Annotated in this window: 21 protein-coding genes; 11 read left to right on the forward strand and 10 right to left on the reverse strand. The window is 73.6% G+C overall.

What is annotated here, in order from left to right:
- Positions 1–18: 18 nt before the first annotated feature.
- Positions 19–444 carry a TIGR03618 family F420-dependent PPOX class oxidoreductase gene (locus BZZ08_RS19095; RefSeq protein WP_104633462.1) on the reverse strand — a complete coding sequence of 142 codons (426 nt, stop codon included), beginning with the start codon at positions 442–444 and terminating at the stop codon, positions 19–21.
- 114 nt (positions 445–558) lie between these two features.
- Positions 559–753, reverse strand: coding sequence for a hypothetical protein (locus tag BZZ08_RS19100; RefSeq protein WP_104633463.1), 195 nt, complete (start codon positions 751–753; stop codon positions 559–561).
- Positions 754–895: 142 nt separating this feature from the next.
- Between BZZ08_RS19100 and BZZ08_RS19105 the strand changes: the two genes are divergently transcribed.
- The 7 genes from BZZ08_RS19105 to BZZ08_RS19135 all read left to right on the forward strand — a co-directional run bounded on the left by BZZ08_RS19105 (position 896) and on the right by BZZ08_RS19135 (position 6,669).
- The gene (locus BZZ08_RS19105; RefSeq protein ID WP_104633464.1) at positions 896–1,897 is read left to right on the forward strand and encodes a mechanosensitive ion channel family protein; all 1,002 of its coding nucleotides are present in this window, start codon (positions 896–898) and stop codon (positions 1,895–1,897) included.
- Between the two features lie 143 nt (positions 1,898–2,040).
- Positions 2,041–2,685, forward strand: coding sequence for a class I SAM-dependent methyltransferase (locus tag BZZ08_RS19110; protein WP_104633465.1), 645 nt, complete (start codon positions 2,041–2,043; stop codon positions 2,683–2,685).
- Positions 2,686–2,787: 102 nt separating this feature from the next.
- The gene (locus BZZ08_RS19115) at positions 2,788–2,976 is read left to right on the forward strand and encodes a hypothetical protein (RefSeq protein WP_104633466.1); all 189 of its coding nucleotides are present in this window, start codon (positions 2,788–2,790) and stop codon (positions 2,974–2,976) included.
- 21 nt (positions 2,977–2,997) lie between these two features.
- Positions 2,998–3,705 carry a hypothetical protein gene (locus BZZ08_RS19120; protein WP_104633467.1) on the forward strand — a complete coding sequence of 236 codons (708 nt, stop codon included), beginning with the start codon at positions 2,998–3,000 and terminating at the stop codon, positions 3,703–3,705.
- Positions 3,702–4,667: a DUF6895 family protein gene (locus tag BZZ08_RS19125; RefSeq protein ID WP_104633468.1), complete on the forward strand. Its 966-nt coding sequence runs from the start codon at positions 3,702–3,704 to the stop codon at positions 4,665–4,667. Before BZZ08_RS19120 ends, BZZ08_RS19125 begins: the two co-directional genes overlap by 4 nt.
- Complete coding sequence (locus BZZ08_RS19130; RefSeq protein WP_104633469.1) at positions 4,664–5,584, forward strand: DUF6895 family protein; 921 nt, start codon at positions 4,664–4,666, stop codon at positions 5,582–5,584. The genes BZZ08_RS19125 and BZZ08_RS19130 overlap by 4 nt, the downstream gene beginning before the upstream one ends.
- On the forward strand, positions 5,581–6,669 hold the full coding sequence (locus tag BZZ08_RS19135) for a serine hydrolase domain-containing protein (RefSeq protein ID WP_104633470.1): 1,089 nt from the start codon (positions 5,581–5,583) through the stop codon (positions 6,667–6,669). Before BZZ08_RS19130 ends, BZZ08_RS19135 begins: the two co-directional genes overlap by 4 nt.
- 58 nt (positions 6,670–6,727) lie before the next feature.
- Here BZZ08_RS19135 and BZZ08_RS19140 read toward each other — a convergent pair whose 3' ends face one another.
- Together BZZ08_RS19140 and BZZ08_RS19145 are read right to left on the reverse strand one after the other, a co-directional pair.
- Positions 6,728–8,104: an alpha-lytic protease prodomain-containing protein gene (locus BZZ08_RS19140; protein WP_104633471.1), complete on the reverse strand. Its 1,377-nt coding sequence runs from the start codon at positions 8,102–8,104 to the stop codon at positions 6,728–6,730.
- A 198-nt stretch (positions 8,105–8,302) separates the two neighbouring features.
- Positions 8,303–9,964 (reverse strand): alkaline phosphatase D family protein, encoded by a 1,662-nt coding sequence (locus tag BZZ08_RS19145; RefSeq protein WP_104633472.1) that lies wholly within the window; start codon positions 9,962–9,964, stop codon positions 8,303–8,305.
- 145 nt (positions 9,965–10,109) lie between these two features.
- Here BZZ08_RS19145 and BZZ08_RS19150 point away from each other — a divergent pair, with 145 nt between their 5' ends.
- Positions 10,110–10,415 (forward strand): hypothetical protein, encoded by a 306-nt coding sequence (locus BZZ08_RS19150; protein ID WP_198601570.1) that lies wholly within the window; start codon positions 10,110–10,112, stop codon positions 10,413–10,415.
- A gap of 45 nt (positions 10,416–10,460) precedes the next feature.
- Here BZZ08_RS19150 and BZZ08_RS19155 read toward each other — a convergent pair whose 3' ends face one another.
- Entirely contained in the window at positions 10,461–11,261 is an 801-nt protein-coding gene (locus BZZ08_RS19155; protein ID WP_104633474.1) for a class I SAM-dependent methyltransferase, read from the reverse strand.
- 251 nt (positions 11,262–11,512) lie between these two features.
- Between BZZ08_RS19155 and BZZ08_RS19160 the strand changes: the two genes are divergently transcribed.
- From BZZ08_RS19160 to BZZ08_RS19170, 3 genes are all read left to right on the forward strand, one after another.
- Positions 11,513–12,193 carry a helix-turn-helix transcriptional regulator gene (locus tag BZZ08_RS19160; RefSeq protein WP_104633475.1) on the forward strand — a complete coding sequence of 227 codons (681 nt, stop codon included), beginning with the start codon at positions 11,513–11,515 and terminating at the stop codon, positions 12,191–12,193.
- An 8-nt stretch (positions 12,194–12,201) separates the two neighbouring features.
- The gene (locus BZZ08_RS19165; RefSeq protein WP_104633476.1) at positions 12,202–13,179 is read left to right on the forward strand and encodes a pyridoxal-phosphate dependent enzyme; all 978 of its coding nucleotides are present in this window, start codon (positions 12,202–12,204) and stop codon (positions 13,177–13,179) included.
- 79 nt (positions 13,180–13,258) lie between these two features.
- A complete protein-coding gene (locus BZZ08_RS19170; protein ID WP_104633477.1) occupies positions 13,259–13,618 on the forward strand; it encodes a cupin domain-containing protein in 360 nt (119 codons plus the stop codon).
- Positions 13,619–13,696: 78 nt separating this feature from the next.
- On the opposite strand, the gene BZZ08_RS19175 is transcribed toward BZZ08_RS19170, so the two are convergent.
- From BZZ08_RS19175 to BZZ08_RS19195, 5 genes are all read right to left on the reverse strand, one after another.
- Complete coding sequence (locus tag BZZ08_RS19175) at positions 13,697–15,007, reverse strand: FtsX-like permease family protein (protein ID WP_104633478.1); 1,311 nt, start codon at positions 15,005–15,007, stop codon at positions 13,697–13,699.
- Between the two features lie 3 nt (positions 15,008–15,010).
- Positions 15,011–15,796: an ABC transporter ATP-binding protein gene (locus BZZ08_RS19180; protein WP_198601571.1), complete on the reverse strand. Its 786-nt coding sequence runs from the start codon at positions 15,794–15,796 to the stop codon at positions 15,011–15,013.
- 125 nt (positions 15,797–15,921) lie between these two features.
- Entirely contained in the window at positions 15,922–16,569 is a 648-nt protein-coding gene (locus BZZ08_RS19185) for a LutC/YkgG family protein (RefSeq protein WP_104633480.1), read from the reverse strand.
- Complete coding sequence (locus BZZ08_RS19190; RefSeq protein WP_104633481.1) at positions 16,566–18,074, reverse strand: lactate utilization protein B; 1,509 nt, start codon at positions 18,072–18,074, stop codon at positions 16,566–16,568. The genes BZZ08_RS19185 and BZZ08_RS19190 overlap by 4 nt, the downstream gene beginning before the upstream one ends.
- Positions 18,071–18,826 (reverse strand): (Fe-S)-binding protein, encoded by a 756-nt coding sequence (locus tag BZZ08_RS19195; RefSeq protein WP_104633482.1) that lies wholly within the window; start codon positions 18,824–18,826, stop codon positions 18,071–18,073. Before BZZ08_RS19195 ends, BZZ08_RS19190 begins: the two co-directional genes overlap by 4 nt.
- Positions 18,827–18,863: the final 37 nt, after the last annotated feature.

The following is an 18,863-nucleotide window of genomic DNA, read 5'->3' on the forward strand; positions in this document are numbered from 1 at the left end:
GCCCGGCCCGGGGCGGCGTCACGCGTCGGGACGCCGTACGAGGGGGCGCACCGTGCCGAGGAAGCGCCGTACGTCGATCTCGATGACGACCCGCTCCGGGTTCGCCCGGGGCTGCCGGTAGCGGGCGGCGTAGCGGGTCTCCGCGTCGCGGACCGCCCCGGCATCGTCCCGCACGGTCGCGACGCCCTCCAGCGTCGACCAGCGCCTGCCCTCGACCTGGCCCACGGCGACGACCGCTCCGGCGGCCCGCCGTACGTTGCGCGCCTTCGTGGTGTCCCGGCTCGTGATGACCCGCGCCGTGCGGGTGGCGTGGTCGTACGTCACCCCGACCGGGACCAGGTGGGGCGTCCCGTCGGCCCGCGGCGTCGACAGGAAGCACACCCGGCGCTCCTGCCAGAACCGGACGAACTCGTCGTCCGCGTCGTGCCGTTCCCCGGCGTCCATCCGCTCTCCTCGCCCGCGCCGCGTGTGTCCCGTCCGGGACAGCATCGCCCGGCGGGGCGGGCGCCCGCACGGCGGGGTCCGCGCACGCGCGGGCCGGCGCGACGGGGAACGGCCTCAGGCGGCGTCCCGCTCGGCGCCGTGGCCGACGCCGTGGTCGATGCCGCGCCCGCCGCCCGGAAGCAGGCGCAGGTGGCGGCGCCGGGCGTGCCGGGGCGGCGCCGGATCTCCGAACAGCCGGTCCTCCAGACACGTCATGGCGAACAACAGCAGCCCCAGACCGGGCAGTAGCAGTACGGCAACGACAACCACGCCGCGGGCCCCTTCCGCTGTGGGACGACTCCCGGCGGGTGCCCAGCCGGGCGCCGGTGAAAGCCGTCATGTTCGACCGGTCCGCGGGTAGGCGGCCCCGACGGCAGACAAGTCGTCCCCGAGGAACGGAGCAGCCGAGCCGATGTCGCACATCTCCCCGCCCGCCGAACCGGCCACGAACCCGCAGCCGGCGGCCTCGTGGTCGGACTGGGTCGGCGACCACACCACGGCACTGATCGGGATACCGCTGCGCATCGCGCTCATCGTCGTGATCCTGCTGGTGCTGCGCGCGGTGGCCAAGCGGGCCATCACCCGGGTCGTCCAGCGGGTCCTGGAGCCGTCGGCGAGCGAGGCCGAGCGCAGCCGCCCGCGCAGGCCGGTCCGCGGTGCCGCCGTCCTGCACCGCGACCGGTCCCGTGCGCGGCAGCGCCGCGAACAGCGGGCCCGCACCATCGGCTCGGTGCTCAGCAGCGTCGTGACCATCGTGCTGTTCATGGTCGGCGTGGCCATGGTGCTCGACCAGGTCGGCATCGCCCTCGGCCCGCTGCTGGCCAGCGCCGGAGTGGTCGGCCTGGCCATCGGCTTCGGCGCCCAGAGCCTGGTCGCGGACTACCTGTCCGGGCTGCTCATCATGGTCGAGGACCAGTACGGTGTCGGCGACTCGGTCGACCTCGGCGAGGCCGTCGGCGAGGTGGAGCACGTCGGCCTGCGCCTGACCCATGTGCGCGACCTCAACGGCGGCCTGTGGCACATCCGCAACGGCGAGATCCTGCGGGTCCGCAACGACAGCCAGGAATGGGCCCGCGCCGTCCTGGACGTCGCCGTGGCCCACGACGCGAACCTCGACACCGTCTACCGGGTGCTGGAGGACACCGGCCGCGCGCTGCGCGAGGAGCCGGACTTCGCGGACGTCCTGCTGGAGGACCCCGCGGTGTGGGGCGTGCAGTCCCTGGACGCCGACGGGGTGCTGGTGCGCCTCGCCGTCAGGACCGCGCCGCTCCAGCAGTGGGGCGTCACCCGCGAGCTGCGCCGCCGGGTCAAGGAGGCGCTGGACGACGCGGGCGTCGAGATCCCCTTCCCGCGCCGGGCGGTGTGGGTGCGCACCGACACCCCCGACGGCGGGGCGGAGGCGCTCACCCGCTGACGGAGACGCCCGCCGACGCCGTATTTGCCGATCCGGCAAACATCTTTGGCGCTTCCTGACCGGCCGGGGCAGCCTGCACCCGGGGGCGCGCGGTTCTCGCGCGCCCCGCCGTGCAGACGACCGCGCCCGCCCCAGGAGGCACCATGACCGACACCCCCGCGCCGGCTCCCGCCGCGGAGTTCTGGGAAGCCCGCTACCGCGACGCCGGCCGCGTGTGGAGCGGCCGCCCCAACGAACTGCTGGTCCAGGAGGCGGGTGACCTCGCGCCCGGTACCGCGCTCGACCTCGGCTGCGGCGAAGGGGCGGACGCCGTGTGGCTGGCCTCGCGCGGCTGGCGGGTCACCGGCGTGGACATCTCCGCCACCGCCCTCGAACGCGCCGCCGGGCACGCCGCCGAGGCCGGGGTCGGCGACCGCGTCGTCTGGGAACGCCACGAGCTGGGGCCCTCGTTCCCCGCGGGCTCCTTCGACCTGGTGAGCGCCCACTACCTGCAGTCCCCGGTCGCGCTCGACCAGCAGGCGGTGCTGCGCGCCGCCGCGCGGGCGGTGGCCCCGGGCGGCACCCTGCTGGTCGTCCTGCACGCCGGCTGGCCCTCCTGGCAGACCGAACCGCCGTTCGACGCCGTCTTCCCCACCCTGGACGGCGTCCTCGCCGAACTGGCCCTGCCCGAGGGGGAGTGGAGCGTCGAGACCCGTCGGACCGCCCGCCGGCCGAGCGTCTCGCCCGACGGGGTCGAGGGTTTCCGTGAGGACCACGTGTGGCGCCTGCGGCGGGCCGGAGGTTGTTGAACGAGTTACCTTCTGGGAATTTTGTGAAGAAAGGCATGTTCTGGGACTTACCGGACACCCTTGGGTGTGAAGGCCATTTGGCTACCAGAGGGAGATGGTGAAATGCCTTCCAAGGACAAGGTGCTCAAGGAAGTCACCCGCACCGAGAACATCGACATCGACGCGGTACTCGACCCCGCCGAGCCCGACGGAGTCTTCCGCGACAGCCGCGAGTGCGCCGCGCTCGCCCTCCAGTCCGGAGGTACCAACCTGCTGCTCTCGCCGCCGACCCCGCGCCCGAAGAAGGGCTGACGGACCGACGGGAGTCGTGAAATGGAGCAGTCGAGCACATCGGCCCTCCTGCAGGGAACGGTGCTGGACCTCGCTTCCGACGTGGTCTCCGCTCTTCGGAGCGGAGACCACGTGCGAGCGGGGAGCACTCTGACGGGAGGCGGCGCCGGTGAGGGCGTCACCCGTGCGGCGGTACGCGTCCTGGGCGCCGACACCCTGTTGCCCAGCGTCCTGCTGCGCGTCCCGCCCGACCCCGCGCAACTGGTGGTGTTCAAGGACGCCGTGGCGGCCCATCCGCCGCACGGCGACGCGGCACCGACCGTCGTGTGGAGTCACTGGGCCATGACCCGCGCCCTGCGCCGGACCGAACAACCCCTGACCGCGCCGTCCGCCGACGGGCCGGACGCCGAACCCGACGCCCGCTGGCTCGACGACGCCGGCTGGCAGTTCCTGACCCACCAGCTCGCCGTCCTCGCCCCGCTCGCGCTGCCCGGCGAGGAGTGCGCCGTGACCCGCGTGGCGCGCAGCCGTCCGGTGGACGTCGCCCGCGGATTCGTACGGGCCGTACGCCGCCGCGACTGGCAGCAGGCGGCCGGAGCCGGGCGCTGGCTCACCCTCCTGGACGGCGTGCCGGACACCCTCGGCCTGGCGGCCGGACTGGACTTCGTACGCCTCATGGGCGGCTCCGACCCCCGGGTGGCGCTGCAACTGGAGGCGGCGCGGCTGATGCCGGCCGGAGTCCTGCTGTGAGCGTCCGCGACGTCGAGGCGGCCGCACTGGACTGGGTGTGGACCCACCGTGACCGCTTCGCGCTGGGCGACGACGCGCTGGCCGCCGAAGGCCAGGTCAACCGGACCTGGAAACCCCTGGGGGAGCTGACCCAGGTCTGCGCCTCGATCTCCCGGTGCACCCCACCGGGGGACCCACTGCACACCCGCCTGTCCGAACTGCTGGACTTCGCCTGGCAGCAGACCCACCGGGGTGAACTCTTCCCGCTCATGCAGACGCTGGAGCCCTTCGCCACCTACCCGCTGGAGGTCTACGCGGCCTTCGCCTCCGCCGGACTGCGGCACCCCGGCTACGAGGCGTCCGCCGCGGTGCTGACCCGCACCCGCGGCTGGCGGCTCACCGAGCAGTACCCCACCCGCCGCCTCGGCGTGCTGGAGGCCGAGCGGCGCAGCGGCATCGACCCGCACGGGGACGTGCCGCAGGCACTGGGCCGCACCTGGCTGGGCGGCCTGCCGGAACCCTGGACCTTCGAACGCGCGGCCGGTTACGCGCTCACCCACGTCGTCTTCCACCTCACCGACTGGGGGCGAACGCCCCGGGGAGTGCCGGCGGACCTGGCGGACTACCTCCTGCACTGGCTGCCGCCCTGGCTCGACACCTGCCTGGACGCCCGGATGTGGGACCTGAGCTGCGAGTTGCTCGCCGTAGCGGCGAGCCTGCCGCGCCCGCCGGAACCGGCCGTCCTGGAGGACGCCTGGCAGCGGCTCGCCGCCGCCCAGGCCGCGTCCGGCGCGATCCCCGAGGAGGGCGCCGCCCAGGACGCCGCCGGTCCGGACCCGGGACCGGACCCCTACGACTTCACCGACTGCTACCACTCCACCCTGATGGCCGCGTTCGCGGCGGCACTCGCCACGGCGGCCACCGCCCGCCCGCCGGACGTGCGGCACGCGGCGCGACACGCCGGACAAGGAGCGCCGGGATGACGGACACCCGCCTGATCCACCGCGTCGGAGCCGGTGCCCTGGAGTGGCTGTGGGCCCACCGGGACGGATTCCGCCTCGAACCGGACGTGGACCCCGAAATCGGCTTCCTGGAGCGCTTCAAGCCGATCGGCGAACTCGCCCTCATCTGCAAGGTGCTCTTCCGCGAGGGCGTCGCGGGCTCCCGCCAGGCCCAGCTCGCGCGCCAACTGCTCGACCACACCTGGCGCGAGACCCTGGACGGCGGCCGCATGCTGGTGCGCGGCCAGCGCGTCGAACCCTTCTCGCCCGCCCCCTTCGAGGTCTACCTGCCGTTCAAGGAGCTGGGCTACAGCCAGCCCGAGGTGGAACGCGCCACGGTCCTCAACCACCGGCTGGACGGCTGGGCGCGCCTCCCGGTGACGCCGACCCGGCGCCTGGGCCTGTCCGCCTTCCAGCGCCGCTTCGGGCTGACCGCCCGACCGCCCGAGGCCGACCTGATTCCCACCACCTGGCTGGCCGGCACCCCCGAGCCGTGGACGGTCGAGGGCCACACCGCCTACGACATCACGCACACCGTCTTCCACCTCACCGACTGGGGTGAGAACCCCGGCGGCCTGCCGCCCGACGTCGCCGAATACCTCGCCACCTGGCTTCCGGTGTGGATCGACGACTGGCTGGACCTCCAGCGCTGGGACCTGCTCGGCGAACTGCTCGTCGTGGACGCCTGCCTGCCCCGGCCCACCCTCGACGAGGCCGCCTGGCAGGGCTTCGCCGCCGCGCAGCAGCCCGACGGCGCCATGCCGGCCGTACGCACGATGCCCGAGGGCGACCCCGACACGGTGTTCGACGTGGTCTACCACCCGACGCTGGTCGCCGCCTTCGCCTCCCTGCTGGCCACCTCACGCGCCCTCACCGAGCTGGCGCACTCCGCGTCGTGACGGGCCGCCGCGCGCCCTGGCCGGGCGAACCCGCCACCGAGGAGGACGCGGAGTACGCCCCGCCGGAGCCCGGACCGGCCGCCGAGGCGGCCTCGCGGGAGCGGCTGGCCGAGGCCGTGGACGCCTCCGACGCACCCGACGTCGTCTTCGCCGTCTCCCGGCGCGGGCGGCGCACCCTGTGCACCGGCGGCACCGCCCCGCCGCCCGGCGTCCCCCGCGAGGACCTGCGCTACGAGATCGGGTCGGCGTCCAAGACGTTCACCGCGCTGCTGCTCACGCGGCTGATCCGGCGCGGTGTGCTCACCGGCGGCGAGGCGGCGGCCACCTGCCTGGACCCCGGCCGGACGGCCGGCCGGCACCCCGTGACCCTCGCGCACCTGATCACCCATACGGCGGGGCTGCCCGCTCTGCCGGCCGACTTCGTGCGCCGGGGCCTGCCCGCCTGGCGCACCAACCCCTACGCCCGCTACCCCGCCGAGCGGCTGACCGGCACTTTCCTGCGCCACGAGCCGAAGCACCGTCCCGGAACCCGCTGGCACTACTCCAACTACGGCGTCTCCGTCCTCGGCCACGCGATCGCCGCGGCCACCGGCACCGCGTGGGAGGACCTGATCACCGGGCAGGTACTGCGTGCCCTCGGCCTCAGTGGCACGGCTCTGCGGGCGGAGGGGCCCGGGACCGACGCCGTGGGACACCGCAAGGACGGCCGCACCCCCGTGCCGCCCTTCGACGCGGGTGGCTTCCAGGCGGCCGGAGCCGTCCGGTCCACGCCCAACGACCTGCTCACCTTCCTCGAGGCCCACCTCGACCCGGCCCGCTCACCGGCCGCCGGCGCGCTGCGCGCGGTGCGGGTGCCGGTGCTGCGGCGCGGACTGGGGCACCGGCACGTGCACACGGTGGGGTGGTTCCGGCATCCCACGGACGGCGGGCCCCTGTACTTCCACAGCGGCGCCACCCTGGGGCAGCAGGCGTTCCTGGGCTTCCGGCCCGACACCGGCACCGGCCTGGCCGCCGTGTGCACCCGGCGGTTCCGCGCCCGTGACCCGTTCATCGCCACCGCCTACGCGCTCCTCGCGGAGGGATAGCACGGACGAAGACCGGCGCGGGGCCGCTTCGCGCGGCCGCGCGCCGGACGGCGGTCCGTCAGACCCGCTGCCACAGGGCCGGCGTGCTCGCCGGTGCGCCGGCGCCCTGCGCCTGGTGGCCCTGCAGACACCGGTACCGCACACCGTCGAAGGACACGGTGGCGCCGACCTCGTAGACCCGGCCCGCGGCCCAGGCGTCCGCCGCCGCGTTGTCCTGCGGCGCGGGTGTCTGGGTCGCGGCGGAGGTGGTCTTCAGGGTGAGGCCGAAGTCGCTGAGCAGCGGGTTGATCGGCTGGTAGAAGGTGGTCCCGCCGTTGGTGCAGTCGCCGGACCCGCCGGACGTGGTGCCCTGCGCCTGGGTGCCCGACACGAAGGGGCCGCCGGAGTCGCCGGGTTCGGCGCACACCGTCGTCTCGGTCAGCCCGTCGACGGTGCCCTCCGGGTAGGTGACACTCGTGTCGTGCTGCTGGATCGTGCCGCAGTGCCACCCCGTGGTCGAGCCGGAACGGCACACCGACGCCCCCGCGAGCGCCTCCACCGACCCGGCGAGCTGGATCTTCTCGCCGTCCTGCGCCTTGACGTCCGGCGTGGCGGTCCAGCCGGAGTTGACGCCCACCCAGGCCATGTCCTTGCCGGGGAACGTGGAGGCCTGGAAGGTGCCCTGGTCGGCCTCGTTGAACCCGGTGGTGGTGGCGCCCGGGTCGCCGCAGTGCCCGGCCGTGGCGAAGCCCTGCTGGTCGTCCTTGGTGACGGAGAAGCCGATGGAGCAGCGGGCCTGGTCGTTGATGTAGTAGGCGTCGCCGCCGACCAGGTCCTCAAGCACCCGCGGCTGGTCCGGCGAGATGCGGACGCCCACGTCCTCGGCCGGCACACCGGCGGCCTCGACGAAGGCGGCCGCGGCCGACTCGGCGGTGGCCTGGACGGTGACCCGGTTGGTCTTCACGTCGACGTACCAGACCGGCGTCTGCCGGGTCCGGGTACGGACGGCGGCGGCGTCCAGCTTCTCCTTGACGGCGCGCAGCTCGGCGAGGTTCCTGCCGACGACGGCCGCCTTGGCGCCCTGTGCCTCGATGGCCGCGGTGTCCGCGGCGTCGGTGGTGGCCACGGTCAGCTCGGCGGAGGTCGCGCCGCTCACCCAGGCCCCGGCGAAGCGGTCGCCCAGCGTGTTGCGCAGCATGCCCGCGCGGGTGCCCGCCTCCGCCTCGTTGACCAGCCGGGCCGCCGCCTGGCCGGGCGCCAGCTTCAGGTCGCGCTCCATCGCGCTCAGCATGCGGGCCGGAGCGGTGGCGGCGCCGGGCGCCTGGGCCACGGCGGGCCGCGGTCCGGGAACGGGCGGCGGTGCGGCCGACGCGGCCGAGGGGAGTGCGGTCAGGACCAGGGCGCCGAGCGCGGTGAGGGCTGCGCGGCGGCTGCGCGCGGCATGTCTGCCGACCATGCGATGTGCCTCCTTCGGACGCTGTGCGAGACAGCGGTGTTCGGTGGGCGACCGCGGGTCACGGCCGCCTGCGGCGAAGTCACAGGCATTGCCGCAAAGATCCGCGGCGATGCCCGACCCCGGTCTGTTTCGCGCTATGGGGGACGCCGTGGGTGCCATGTGCAGTACGCGGACGCCCTTGCGCCCGGCGGGCCCGGATCAGGCGGGCTTCAGCCCCGGTTCACCCGCCTCGGTGACGAAGGACGCGGCCGTGGTCACGGCGGCGCCGGGCGTGCTGATGGCGGACACCGTCTTGAAGTCCAGGTGAGTGGCCTGACGGCCGAGTTCGGCCCGGACGTAACCGCGCTTGCCGTTGTAGAACTTCATGTGCGGGTTGGCCTGCATGTACAGGTCCCAGTTGGCGGGCTTCTCCACGCCGTCCCGGCCGCTGGCCACCGAGGTGCAGGTGACCTCGGTGGCGACGGTGGCGGACGCCGGGTCGTCGAAGTCCTCCTTGACGTCGAGGGCGTAGCCCACGTGCACGTCCCCGGTGAGGATCAGCCAGTTGTCGATCCCGGCGGCCTTCGCCCCGGCGACCACCCGGGCGCGCGAGGCGCGGTAGCCGTCCCAGGCGTCCATGGAGAGCGCGGCGTCGGCGGTCACGTCGAACTTGCGCTGGGCGAAGCACACCTGCTGGGGCATCACGTTCCACAGCGCCGTCGAGCCCTTCCAGCCGTCGAGCAGCCACTGCTCCTGCTCGGCGCCGGTGATGGTGCGCGCCGGATCGTCCGACTCGGCCCCGGGGGCGTGCGGCCGGTCGTCGTAGGCCTGGTCGGAGCGGTACTGGCGGGTGTCCAGGATGTCGAACTGGGCGAGCGAACCCCAGTGCAGCCGCCGGTACAGCCGGGCGTCCGGACCCTGCGGCAGCTGGGCGGCGCGCAGCGGCTGGTTCTCCCAGTACGCGCGGTAGGCGGCGGCGCGGCGCAGCAGGAACTCCGACGGCGGGATGTCGTTCTCGGGGAAGCTGCCCGCGTAGTTGTTCTCCGTCTCGTGGTCGTCCCAGGCGACGACGAACGGGTGCGCGGCGTGCGCGGCCCGCAGGTCCTCGTCGGTCTTGTAGAGCGAGTAGCGCAGCCGGTAGTCCGCGAGGGTCATCGTCTCGCGGTTGAACACGTCGGGCAGGGTGACGTCGGTGTAGTGGCGTTCACCGCCCACGGAGTTCACCGCGTACTCGTACAGGTAGTCGCCGAGGTGGAACACCACGTCCACGTCGTCCTGGGAGACATGGCGGAGCACGGTGTAGTAGCCGTCCATGTAGGCCTGGCAGGCGACCGCCGCCAGCTTCAGCGAGGAGGTGGCGCTGCCCGCCGCGGGCGCGGTGCGGGTGCGGCCCGCCGGGCTGAGCCAGGCGCCGGCGCGGAACCGGTAGTAGTAGACGGTGCCGGGCGTCAGGCCCTTCACGTCCACGTGGACGCTGTGGTTGTACTCGGCGTGGGCGTCGGCGGTGCCCCGGAACAGGACACCCGCGAAGTACTCGTCCAGGGCCACCTCCCACTCGACCGTGACCCGCTCCGTGCCCATCCCGCCGTCCTCCAGGAACGGTTCGGGCGCCAGCCTGGTCCACAGCAGCACCGAGTCCGGCAGCGGGTCGCCGGAGGCCACGCCGAGGGTGAAGGGGTCCTTGCTGATCCGGGCGGCGCGTTCGGGGGCGGCGACCGCGCCGCGGGCCGGCAGGTTGGTGGAGAAGGCGAGCGCGGCGGCGGCCGCGGTGACGGTGAGGAAGCGCCGACGGCCCAGGTGCCGGGCGGCGGCGCCCATCACGGCGTCGTGCGGGGAGAAGGCGTGCTCGGCCAGTGCGCTGGGACGGCCCGTGGGCGCCATCTGGTGTCCTCTCGTACAACGGGGCGATGCGCGGACCCCGCATGCTAAGCAGACAAAACGCCCCAAACGGGCAGGGCTTGCGGAGTGATCACACAGGAGGAGGTACGCGCGTGTGGGCGCGCCCCCCGCGGGGCACCCGGGAGCCATGGCCAGGACACGGCGCTACGACGTGGCGGCCTCCGGCCGCTGGTGGGACGAGGACGACAACCGCTGGCTGCCGGCCGGTGAGGCGCACGCCTGGGAGCAGGGCAGGAACGAGACCGTGTGCGGTCTGTCGATCCACCGCTCGCGGCTCTCCCGGTTCCCGGCGGTCGTCTGGACCGACGTGCTGCCCGAGTCCGGCGGCGCCGCCGACGCCGTCCGCCGGGTCTGTCCCCGCTGCGCCGCCGCGGCCGGCCGCCGGGGCGCGGACGCCCGGCCCGCCTGGCGGCGTGTCAACCCGCGCCCGTAGGGGCGGGAGGAACGGTCCGGCCCCCCCAGGGCGTGCGATCGGCCGCTACGACGGCAGCGGTGCGCGGCTCACCCGGATCTTGGACTGGCCGTGCGGCCGCTTCTCCCAGTCCTCCATGAACCGCGCGTGCAGGTTGTGCTGGGCGGCCAGGGTGAGCAGCGTGTCCGTGCGGTAGTAGAAGTCCTCGCGGAGCACCTGGTGCTCGGTGCCCTCCGTCCGGTCGAAGGTGAAGTCGAAGAACCCGGTCTCCGTCAGGACGCGGCCGACGTGCGCGAGGCACTCGTCGACGACGCTCAGCGGTGAGTGCGAGAAGACGCTGTGCGCGTGGACGACGTCGAAGTGGCCGTCGGGCAGGAAGTCCAGCCGGAGGTCCCCGGTGAGGGTCAGATGGGGCAGCTTGGCCTGGAGTCCGCGCTCGGTCAGGGTCTCCTTGGCGGCGATCAGGATGTCCGGGGAGATGTCGACGCCGTAGTAGTGGCCGGTGTCGAGGTGGTCGATGAAGCGCCAGCCGCCGCGCAGGTTGCCGCAGCCGATGTCGAGCATGCGGTGCCGGGGGCGCAGCCCGTGCTCGATCAGGTAGTCGAACTGCATCCGCCCGAGCGCCAGCCAGCGGTCGTGGGTCCGGCTGCCGACCGCGGCCTCCGGGTCGCGCCGGGCGTCGGAGGCCATCACCGCCCGGTAGTAGCCGACGTGGTCGCGGTGCTGGAGCCGCAGCCACGCGTCCCGGCCGGCCCGGCGGACGTAGGGACCGACGCGCTCGGGGTGGCGCAGCGCGTATCCGACCTTGTGCGTGAGCGCGGCACGGTTGCCGCGCGGCTTCTGCGGGGACTGGGCGTCCTTGGGCATGGGGGGAGCGACCTCCGTACGAGGGACTCGGACAGTGAGCGGTGCCGGGCGGGGATGCCGGACCCGGTGGTCTCGTGGCAGCGGGAGACATACCCGTTCAGGGTCGTGCGCTCCCGCGGTTCCGCCCCGGAGGCGACGGCGCACTCCGGCACGGAGACCCGATGTGAGGTACGAAAAAGAGACTTGGACTCCCCGTCCAGAGATTGGACGTGTAGTCTGGAACTCCACGAAGTCCCAGACTGGAGATCCGGATGAGTGACCCCGCGCTGGACGCCGAACGCGACGCCGTACTCGCCGCGCTGCGCCCCGTCGTCGACGGGATCGCCGCCACCTTCGGACCGGTCTGCGAGGCGGTGCTCCACGACTACCGGCGCCCCGAGCGGTCGGTCGTCGCCGTCGCGGGGTCGGTGACCGGGCGGACGGTGGGCGGGGCGATGAGCGAGATCGGCATGCGCGTGCTGGCCCGCGGCGACGAGGCCCGCGACGAGCTGAACTACGTCACGCGTACGGCCGACGGCACGCTGCTCAAGTCCTCCACCATGGTGCTGCGCGACTCCACGGGCGCCGTCTTCGGAGCCCTGTGCGTCAATCTGGACGTCACCGCCGTCGACCGGGCCCACGCCTTGCTCGGCGCCCTCGCCGGGACCGCCCGCACCCCCGCCGAAGTACCGGCGACCACCTTCGGCGACGACATCGACGCCGTGGTCGACGCCATCGTGGACGCCCACCCGCTGCGCCGGGACACCAGCTGGGCCGCGCTGGACCGGGAGCGGCGCCTCGAACTGTTCCGCGACCTCGACGGGCGCGGCGTCTTCGCCGTACGCCGCTCGGTCGAGCACGTCGCCACCCGGCTCGGCATCTCCCGCGCCTCCGCCTACCACTACCTCTCCCAGGCCCGCGCCGAGACCGGCCCGGCCGCCGACACCCCCTGAGGACACCCGTGACGACCACCACCCCGCCGGTCACCCTCGACGACGTCCGCTCCGCCGCCGCCCGCATCGAGGGCGTCGCGCACCGCACCCCCGTGCTGCGCTCGCGCACCCTGGACGCCCTCGTCGGCGCCGAGGTCTTCCTCAAGTGCGAGAACCACCAGCGGGTCGGCGCGTTCAAGTTCCGCGGCGCCTACAACGCGGCCTCCCGCCTCACTCCGGAGCAGCTCGCCCGGGGCATCGCCGCGTACTCCTCGGGCAACCACGCCCAGGCGGTCGCCCTGGCCGCCCACGAGCTGGGCACCACCGCGGTGATCGTCATGCCCGAGGACGCGCCGCCCTCCAAACGGGAGGCCACCGCGGGCTACGGCGCCGAGATCGTCACCTACGACCGCTACACCGGCGACCGCGTCGCCCTCGCCGAGGCGCTGGCCGCCGACCGGGGACTGACCCTGATCCCGCCCTACGAACACCCGCACGTCATCGCGGGCCAGGGCACCGCGGCCCTCGAACTGGTCCAGGAGACGGGCGACCTGGACGCGCTGGTCGCACCGGTCGGCGGCGGCGGACTGATCGCCGGGAGCGCCACCGCGGTCAAGGGCCTGCACCCCGCCACCCGGGTGATCGGCGTCGAACCGGAGGCCGGTGACGACACCAGACGCTCCCTGGCCGCGGGTCGGCGGGTCACGGTGCCGGTCCCGCGCACCATCGCCGACGGCCAGGCGCTGCCCACCCCCGGCGAGCTGACGTTCTCCGTCAACCGGCGGCTGCTGGACTCGGTCGTGGTGGTGTCCGACGACGAGATCCGGGACGCGATGCGGTTCGCCTTCGAACGGCTGAAGACCGTCCTCGAACCCAGCGGCGCCACCCCGCTGGCCGCCCTCCTGAACGGCCGGATCGACGCCCTGCCCCGCCGCGTCGGCGTGATCCTCTCCGGGGGCAACGTGGACGCCGCCCGCTTCGCCGAACTCTGCGGCACGCCCCGCTGACGACGCGCCTCCCCCGGATGGCGGCGCCGAGTTGACAGGCGGACGATGGAGTGGTGGGGCCAGGGAAAGGAGGAGCGTCATGCTGGAGGCAAAGACGCTCGACAAGCCGGACGAGCGGCGCGATTTCCCCCGCGGTCACATCGAGGCCGTGCACATGGAAGGACTCGACTTCGCCGTCGCCACCTTCGAACCGGGCTGGCGCTGGTCGGAGTCCGTGGCGCCGATCGCCGGCACCGACAGCTGCATGATCCACCACAACTGCTACGTCGTCGAGGGACGCATGCACGTCCGCATGGACGACGGCACCGAGAGCGAGGTGGGCCCGGGCGACGTCTTCGTCTGCTCGCCCGGCCACGACGCCTGGGTCGTCGGCGACGCACCGTGCGTCGTGTACGACTTCGCCGGCAGCATGGCGAAGGAGTACGCCAAGGCCGACTAGGCCGACGGCCGGCAGACAGCAGGGAAGGGGGAGGGGGCGACCGCCACGGCGGTCGCCCCCTGCCCCTTCCGGTGCCGCTCAGGCGGCCGCCGTCACCGCGCCCACCGCCGGAGTGCGCAGCACCCGCCGGGCCGTGCCCAGGCTCGTCCCCAGCGTCGCTGCCGCCGAGACGGCCACCATCGCGAGCCACACCCCGAGGAACTGGTCCGGCAGCACCGCGTCGGTGCGGACCACCGTGAACGGCACCACACCGGCCAGCGCGGCCACCGTGCCGAAGAAGATCCCCGTCACCGTGAGGACCACGCCCTCGGCGGCCACCACGCCCAGCACCTGCCCCGGCGTCGCCCCCGCCAGCCGCTGCTGACCGAATTCACGCGAGCGGTACGTCGTCGCCGCGTACAGCGAGTTGACCAGCATCACGCAGACGAACACCGCGATGACGCCGACCACCGTGAGGTTCAGCGTCTCCAGGTTCTTGGCGTCGACCGACTTCACCAGACCGGAGTCCTGCACCGCGTCGCTCTCCACGGCCTGCATCGTGAGCGTCGCCGTCGACACGGCGGTGAACATGATCAGCGACACCAGGATTCCGGCCAGCTGATCCGCCCGCTCCCGCAGGTTCCGCACGGCCAGCCAGCCGCTCGCGCCGCTCAGCGGCAGCCGGTCGAGCACGCCCTTCAGCAGCCGCGGCGACAGCAGCGCGAAACCGACCGAGAGCAGGATCGCCCCGTAGGCCGGCGCTGCCATCAGCGCCTCGTCCGTCGCGGAGAACAGGAAGGTGGAGCAGGCGCCCGCGGCCCCGGCGGCCAGCGCCGCGTAGGCCAGGAACCGCTTCGCCCCGGCCCGCTCCCGGCCACCCCGCGTCACCCGCCGTACCGCCAGGAACGCGGCGCCCGCGGCCGCCAGCAGCGTGATGTCCACGCCGCTCAGCAGTGCGACGGGACCGAAGGAGTAGTCCACGGACCGCGCCACCTGGCCGCTGTCCTGGAACAGGTCGAGGAGCGCCCGTCCGCCGAGCATCGCCGGGCCGATCGCCAGCGCCGCGCCCACCAGGGCCACGGCCACCGCCTCACCCACGACCATCCGCTTGATCTGCGCCGGGGTCGCCCCCGAGCAGCGCAGCAGCTCCAGCTCGGCGGTGCGCTGACGCACGTTGACCGTCAGCGTCGAGGCCACCGCGAAGAACACCAGCAGGGTCCCGTACCCGCCGACGACCCCCGCCGCGGTGCCCAGCGTCCCGGAACTGACCGGGTCGACGCCGGCCTGCCCGGCCGTGTCGTGCATCGAGTTGAACGTCATGATGATCGCCGCCCCCAGGAAGGCGGACAGCAGGGTCGCGAGGAACCGCCCGGGACGGCGCCGGATCGACCGCAGAGCCAGTACGAACATCGCTCACACCCCCGCCGGCACGTCGTCGCCCAGGTGCGCGAGGCGCTCCGCGACCGCGTCCGGGGTCGGCGCGTCCATCCGCCCCGCCAGCCGGCCGTCGGCGAGGAAGACCACCGAGTCGGCGTACGAGGCGGCGACCGGGTCGTGCGTCACCATCACCACGGTCCGCCCGTGCACCCGCACCGCCTCCTGGAGCAGCAGCAGCACCTGCCGGGCGCTGCGCGTGTCCAGCGCTCCCGTCGGCTCGTCCGCGAAGATCACCCGCGGTTCGGTGACGAGGGCCCGGGCGATCGCCACCCGCTGCCGCTGGCCGCCGGAGAGCTGGTCGGGCCGGTGACCGAGCCGGTCCCCGAGACCGACCGACGTCAGGATCTCCCGCGCCCGCCCGCGGTCGACGCGGCGTCCGGCCAGCTTGAGCGGCAGCACCGTGTTCTGCGCGACGGTCAGCGTTTCCAGCAGGTTGTACTGCTGGAAGACGAACCCGACCCGGCCGCGCCTGAACCTGGTCAGCTCCGCCTCGCCGCCCCCCGTCAGCTCCTTGCCGTCCACGCACACGATGCCCCTGTCCGGCCGGTCGAGGCCCGCCGCGCACTGGAGCAGCGTGGACTTGCCCGAGCCGGACGGCCCCATCACCGCGGTGAACGTGCCGCGTCCCAGGCTCAGCGTCACCCCGTCCAGGGCGGTCACGGCGTTCTCCGCCGAGCCGTACGTACGGGTCACCTTGACGAGCCGGAGGGCCTCGGGGGCGGGGCCCGGGTCGTGATTTCCTCGTGCGCCGGAGCGAAACATCGTGATCACCTTCCGTGTGGCACGCCCTGTGCGGTGCCTCGTGGAAGACGCTACGGAGAGTGGGACCGGGCCACACTGGGTGCAGAACCCGTATCGGGGGGTGTACTCAGCGACACCCGGCAGCGCTACGAGCCGCCCAGCAGCACCACCTCCAGGGTGCGCGGGCCGTGCACCCCCTCGACGCGGTCCAGTTCGATGTCGCTGGTCGCGGAGGGGCCGGAGATCCACGTCAACGGCCGCTTCGGGTCGAGGCGTTCGAGGGCCTGGGGCACCGACGACACGACCTGGTCGGGTACCCGCACGACGCAGATGTGGTGGTCGGGGACGAGGGTGATGCGCCGCCGCCCCTGGTCGGGGGAGCCGTCCAGGACGATGGTGCCGGTCTCGGCGACGGCGACGGCGCAGCCGGTGAGCACGCTGTCGACCTCGTCGAGTTCCGGTGCCGTACTCGCCGCCAGGTCCTGGACGAGAGGCGTGTCGACGGCCGTCAGCCACTGGGCCGGCAACCCCGGAGGTACCACCACGGTCCGCGAACCGCGTGCGGACAGGAGACGGGCCAGCAGTTCGGGAAGCTGCCCGTCCGCGCACCGGTGCACGACCGCCCGGTAGTCCGCCAGGTTCTCGGCGAGCAGGTCCACCGTCTCCCGGACGGACCGCTGCCCGTGCTCGCGCAGATAGTCCCGGGCGACGGCCTCCTCGTAGGGCCTCGCGTCGTCCGGCACATCCGCCAGCGCGCGCCGTACCCGGCCCAGGATGCGTTCCCTGCTGCTCACTTGGCCCCGTCCTTTCCACCGTGCGTGCGCTGCCACCAGTCCCGGAACGGCTCCGCGGGCACCGCCGGCAGGTCCCGGCTGCCGCTCCACGCCCGGCCGGGTCCTGGCAGCGTGCGGGGATGCAGGCGCCGGGTGCGCGAGGCCAGCCGCTGCCCGGTCCGCAGCGCGCCCGGGTGCGTGAACGCCCACTGCGCGGCCCGCATCGCCGCCCGCTCGGCGGCGTGTCCCTTGGCGGGCTTCAGGACGACCCGGTTGCCGTTCCGCACGGACGGACCGCCCTGCACCACCCGCTCCCGCAGGTGCACCAGCACCTCGGGGATGTCGATGGCGACCGGGCACACCTCGTAGCAGGCCCCGCACAGCGAGGAGGCGTACGGCAGTGAGGCGTCGATCTCGCTGCCGGTGCCCCGCAGTTGCGGGCTGAGGATCGCGCCGATCGGGCCCGGGTACACCGAGCCGTAGGCGTGGCCGCCCGCCCGCTCGTACACCGGGCACACGTTCAGGCAGGCCGAGCAGCGGATGCAGCGCAGTGCCTGGCGGCCGACCTCGTCGGCGAGGGTGTCGGTGCGGCCGTTGTCCAGCAGGACCAGATGGAAGGTGCTGGGGCCGTCCCCTTCCCCGGCCCGGCCGTCCCTGGTGCCGGTCCACATGGACGTGTACGGGTTCATGCGCTCGGCCGTCGAGGAGCGGGGGAGGGTCTGCAGGAACACCTCCAGGTCCTGCCACCTCGGCACGATCTTCTCGATGCCGACGACCGAGATCAGCGTCTCGGGCAGGGTCAGGCACATCCGCCCGTTGCCCTCCGACTCCACGACCACCAGCGTGCCGGTCTCGGCCACCACGAAGTTGGCGCCGGAGATGCCGACCTTGGCCCGCAGGAACTTCTCCCGCAGGTGCAGCCGGGCCGCCTCCGCGAGTTCGGCGGGCGTGTCCGTCAGCCCCTCGGGCGCCGGACGGCCCCACTCGCCCATCTCGGAGCGGAAGATGTCGCGGATCTCGCCCCGGTTGCGGTGGATGGCCGGCACCAGGATGTGCGAGGGCCGGTCCTTGCCCAACTGCACGATCAGCTCGGCGAGATCGGTCTCGTAGGCGTGGATGCCCCGGGCCTCCAACGCCTCGTTGAGGCCGATCTCCTGCGTCGCCATCGACTTGACCTTGACGACCTCACGCCTCTCGACGTCACCGCCGCCGGCCTCCTCGACCAGCCGGGCGACGATCTCGTTGGCCTCGTCCGCGTCGGTGGCCCAGTGCACGGTCCCGCCGGCGGCCGTGACCGCCTCCTCCACCTGCACCAGATACCGGTCGAGGTGGCGCAGCGTGTGGTCCTTGATCTGCTTCCCGGCCTCGCGCAGCGCCGCCCAGTCGTCCAGCTCCGCCACCGCGCGGGCCCGCTTGTCGCGGATGGTGTGGGTGGCGTGGCGCAGATTGCCGCGCAGCGTCGCGTTGCCCACGGCCTCCCGCGCCGCCCTGGGGAAGGCCGGCATCCCGACGAAGGTCCCGCTCATACGGCCGCCACCTCCTCGGTGTTCGCCAGGATCTCCGCGATGTGCACCGGCCGCATGCCCGTGCGCAGCCGCGTCATGGTCCCGCCGATGTGCATCAGACAGGAGTTGTCGGCCGCGCACAGCACGTCCGCGCCGGTCGACTCCGCGTTGCGCACCTTGTCCGCGCCCATCGCCGCCGAGACGTCGGAGTTCTTCACGGCGAAGGTACCGCCGAAGCCGCAGCACTCCTCGGCGCCCGGCAGCTCCACCAGCTCCAGCCCCCGCACCGCCGCCAGCAGCCGCCGCGGCCGGTCGCCCAGGCCCAGGCTGCGCAGGCCGTGGCAGGTCGGGTGGTACGTCACCGTGTGCGGGTAGTACGCCCCCACGTCCGTCACCCCGAGCACGTCCACGAGGAACTCGGTCAGCTCGTACGTCTTCGGCACCACCGGCGCCAGTGTGGCCGCGAGCGTGTCCCCGCGCCCCTCCGCCCGCGCCCGCTCACCCATCCGCGGATACAGCTCGCGCACCATCGCGCCGCACGAGCCCGAGGGCGTCACGACGGCGTCGTACTGCGCGAACACGTCGGCGAAGTGCCGGGCGAGCGGCTCGGCCTCGTGCCGGTAACCGGTGTTGTAGTGCGCCTGCCCGCAACACGTCTGGGCCATCGGGAAGTCGACCTCGACGCCGAGTCTGGTGAGCAGCGTCACCACGGCGCGGCCGGTGTCCGGATAGAGCGTGTCGTTGACGCAGGTCAGGAAGAGTGCGACACGCATCGCGGGCTCCTCGTTGTTCGATCATCGGATGAATGAT

This window comes from Streptomyces sp. MH60 (assembly GCF_002939385.1).
In the GTDB taxonomy this organism is placed as follows: Bacteria; Actinomycetota; Actinomycetes; order Streptomycetales; family Streptomycetaceae; genus Streptomyces.

Excerpts from the sequence above, each read along its gene's own strand:
- BZZ08_RS19095 (WP_104633462.1), bottom strand. The coding sequence starts at position 444 with ATGGACGCCGGGGAACGGCACGACGCGGACGACGAGTTCGTCCGGTTC.
- BZZ08_RS19105 (WP_104633464.1), top strand. The coding sequence starts at position 896 with ATGTCGCACATCTCCCCGCCCGCCGAACCGGCCACGAACCCGCAGCCG.
- BZZ08_RS19110 (WP_104633465.1), top strand. The coding sequence starts at position 2,041 with ATGACCGACACCCCCGCGCCGGCTCCCGCCGCGGAGTTCTGGGAAGCC.
- BZZ08_RS19115 (WP_104633466.1), top strand. The coding sequence starts at position 2,788 with ATGCCTTCCAAGGACAAGGTGCTCAAGGAAGTCACCCGCACCGAGAAC.
- BZZ08_RS19120 (WP_104633467.1), top strand. The coding sequence starts at position 2,998 with ATGGAGCAGTCGAGCACATCGGCCCTCCTGCAGGGAACGGTGCTGGAC.
- BZZ08_RS19130 (WP_104633469.1), top strand. The coding sequence starts at position 4,664 with ATGACGGACACCCGCCTGATCCACCGCGTCGGAGCCGGTGCCCTGGAG.
- BZZ08_RS19140 (WP_104633471.1), bottom strand. The coding sequence starts at position 8,104 with ATGGTCGGCAGACATGCCGCGCGCAGCCGCCGCGCAGCCCTCACCGCG.
- BZZ08_RS19145 (WP_104633472.1), bottom strand. The coding sequence starts at position 9,964 with ATGGCGCCCACGGGCCGTCCCAGCGCACTGGCCGAGCACGCCTTCTCC.
- BZZ08_RS19150 (WP_198601570.1), top strand. The coding sequence starts at position 10,110 with ATGGCCAGGACACGGCGCTACGACGTGGCGGCCTCCGGCCGCTGGTGG.
- BZZ08_RS19155 (WP_104633474.1), bottom strand. The coding sequence starts at position 11,261 with ATGCCCAAGGACGCCCAGTCCCCGCAGAAGCCGCGCGGCAACCGTGCC.
- BZZ08_RS19160 (WP_104633475.1), top strand. The coding sequence starts at position 11,513 with ATGAGTGACCCCGCGCTGGACGCCGAACGCGACGCCGTACTCGCCGCG.
- BZZ08_RS19170 (WP_104633477.1), top strand. The coding sequence starts at position 13,259 with ATGCTGGAGGCAAAGACGCTCGACAAGCCGGACGAGCGGCGCGATTTC.
- BZZ08_RS19175 (WP_104633478.1), bottom strand. The coding sequence starts at position 15,007 with ATGTTCGTACTGGCTCTGCGGTCGATCCGGCGCCGTCCCGGGCGGTTC.
- BZZ08_RS19180 (WP_198601571.1), bottom strand. The coding sequence starts at position 15,796 with ATGTTTCGCTCCGGCGCACGAGGAAATCACGACCCGGGCCCCGCCCCC.
- BZZ08_RS19190 (WP_104633481.1), bottom strand. The coding sequence starts at position 18,074 with ATGAGCGGGACCTTCGTCGGGATGCCGGCCTTCCCCAGGGCGGCGCGG.
- BZZ08_RS19195 (WP_104633482.1), bottom strand. The coding sequence starts at position 18,826 with ATGCGTGTCGCACTCTTCCTGACCTGCGTCAACGACACGCTCTATCCG.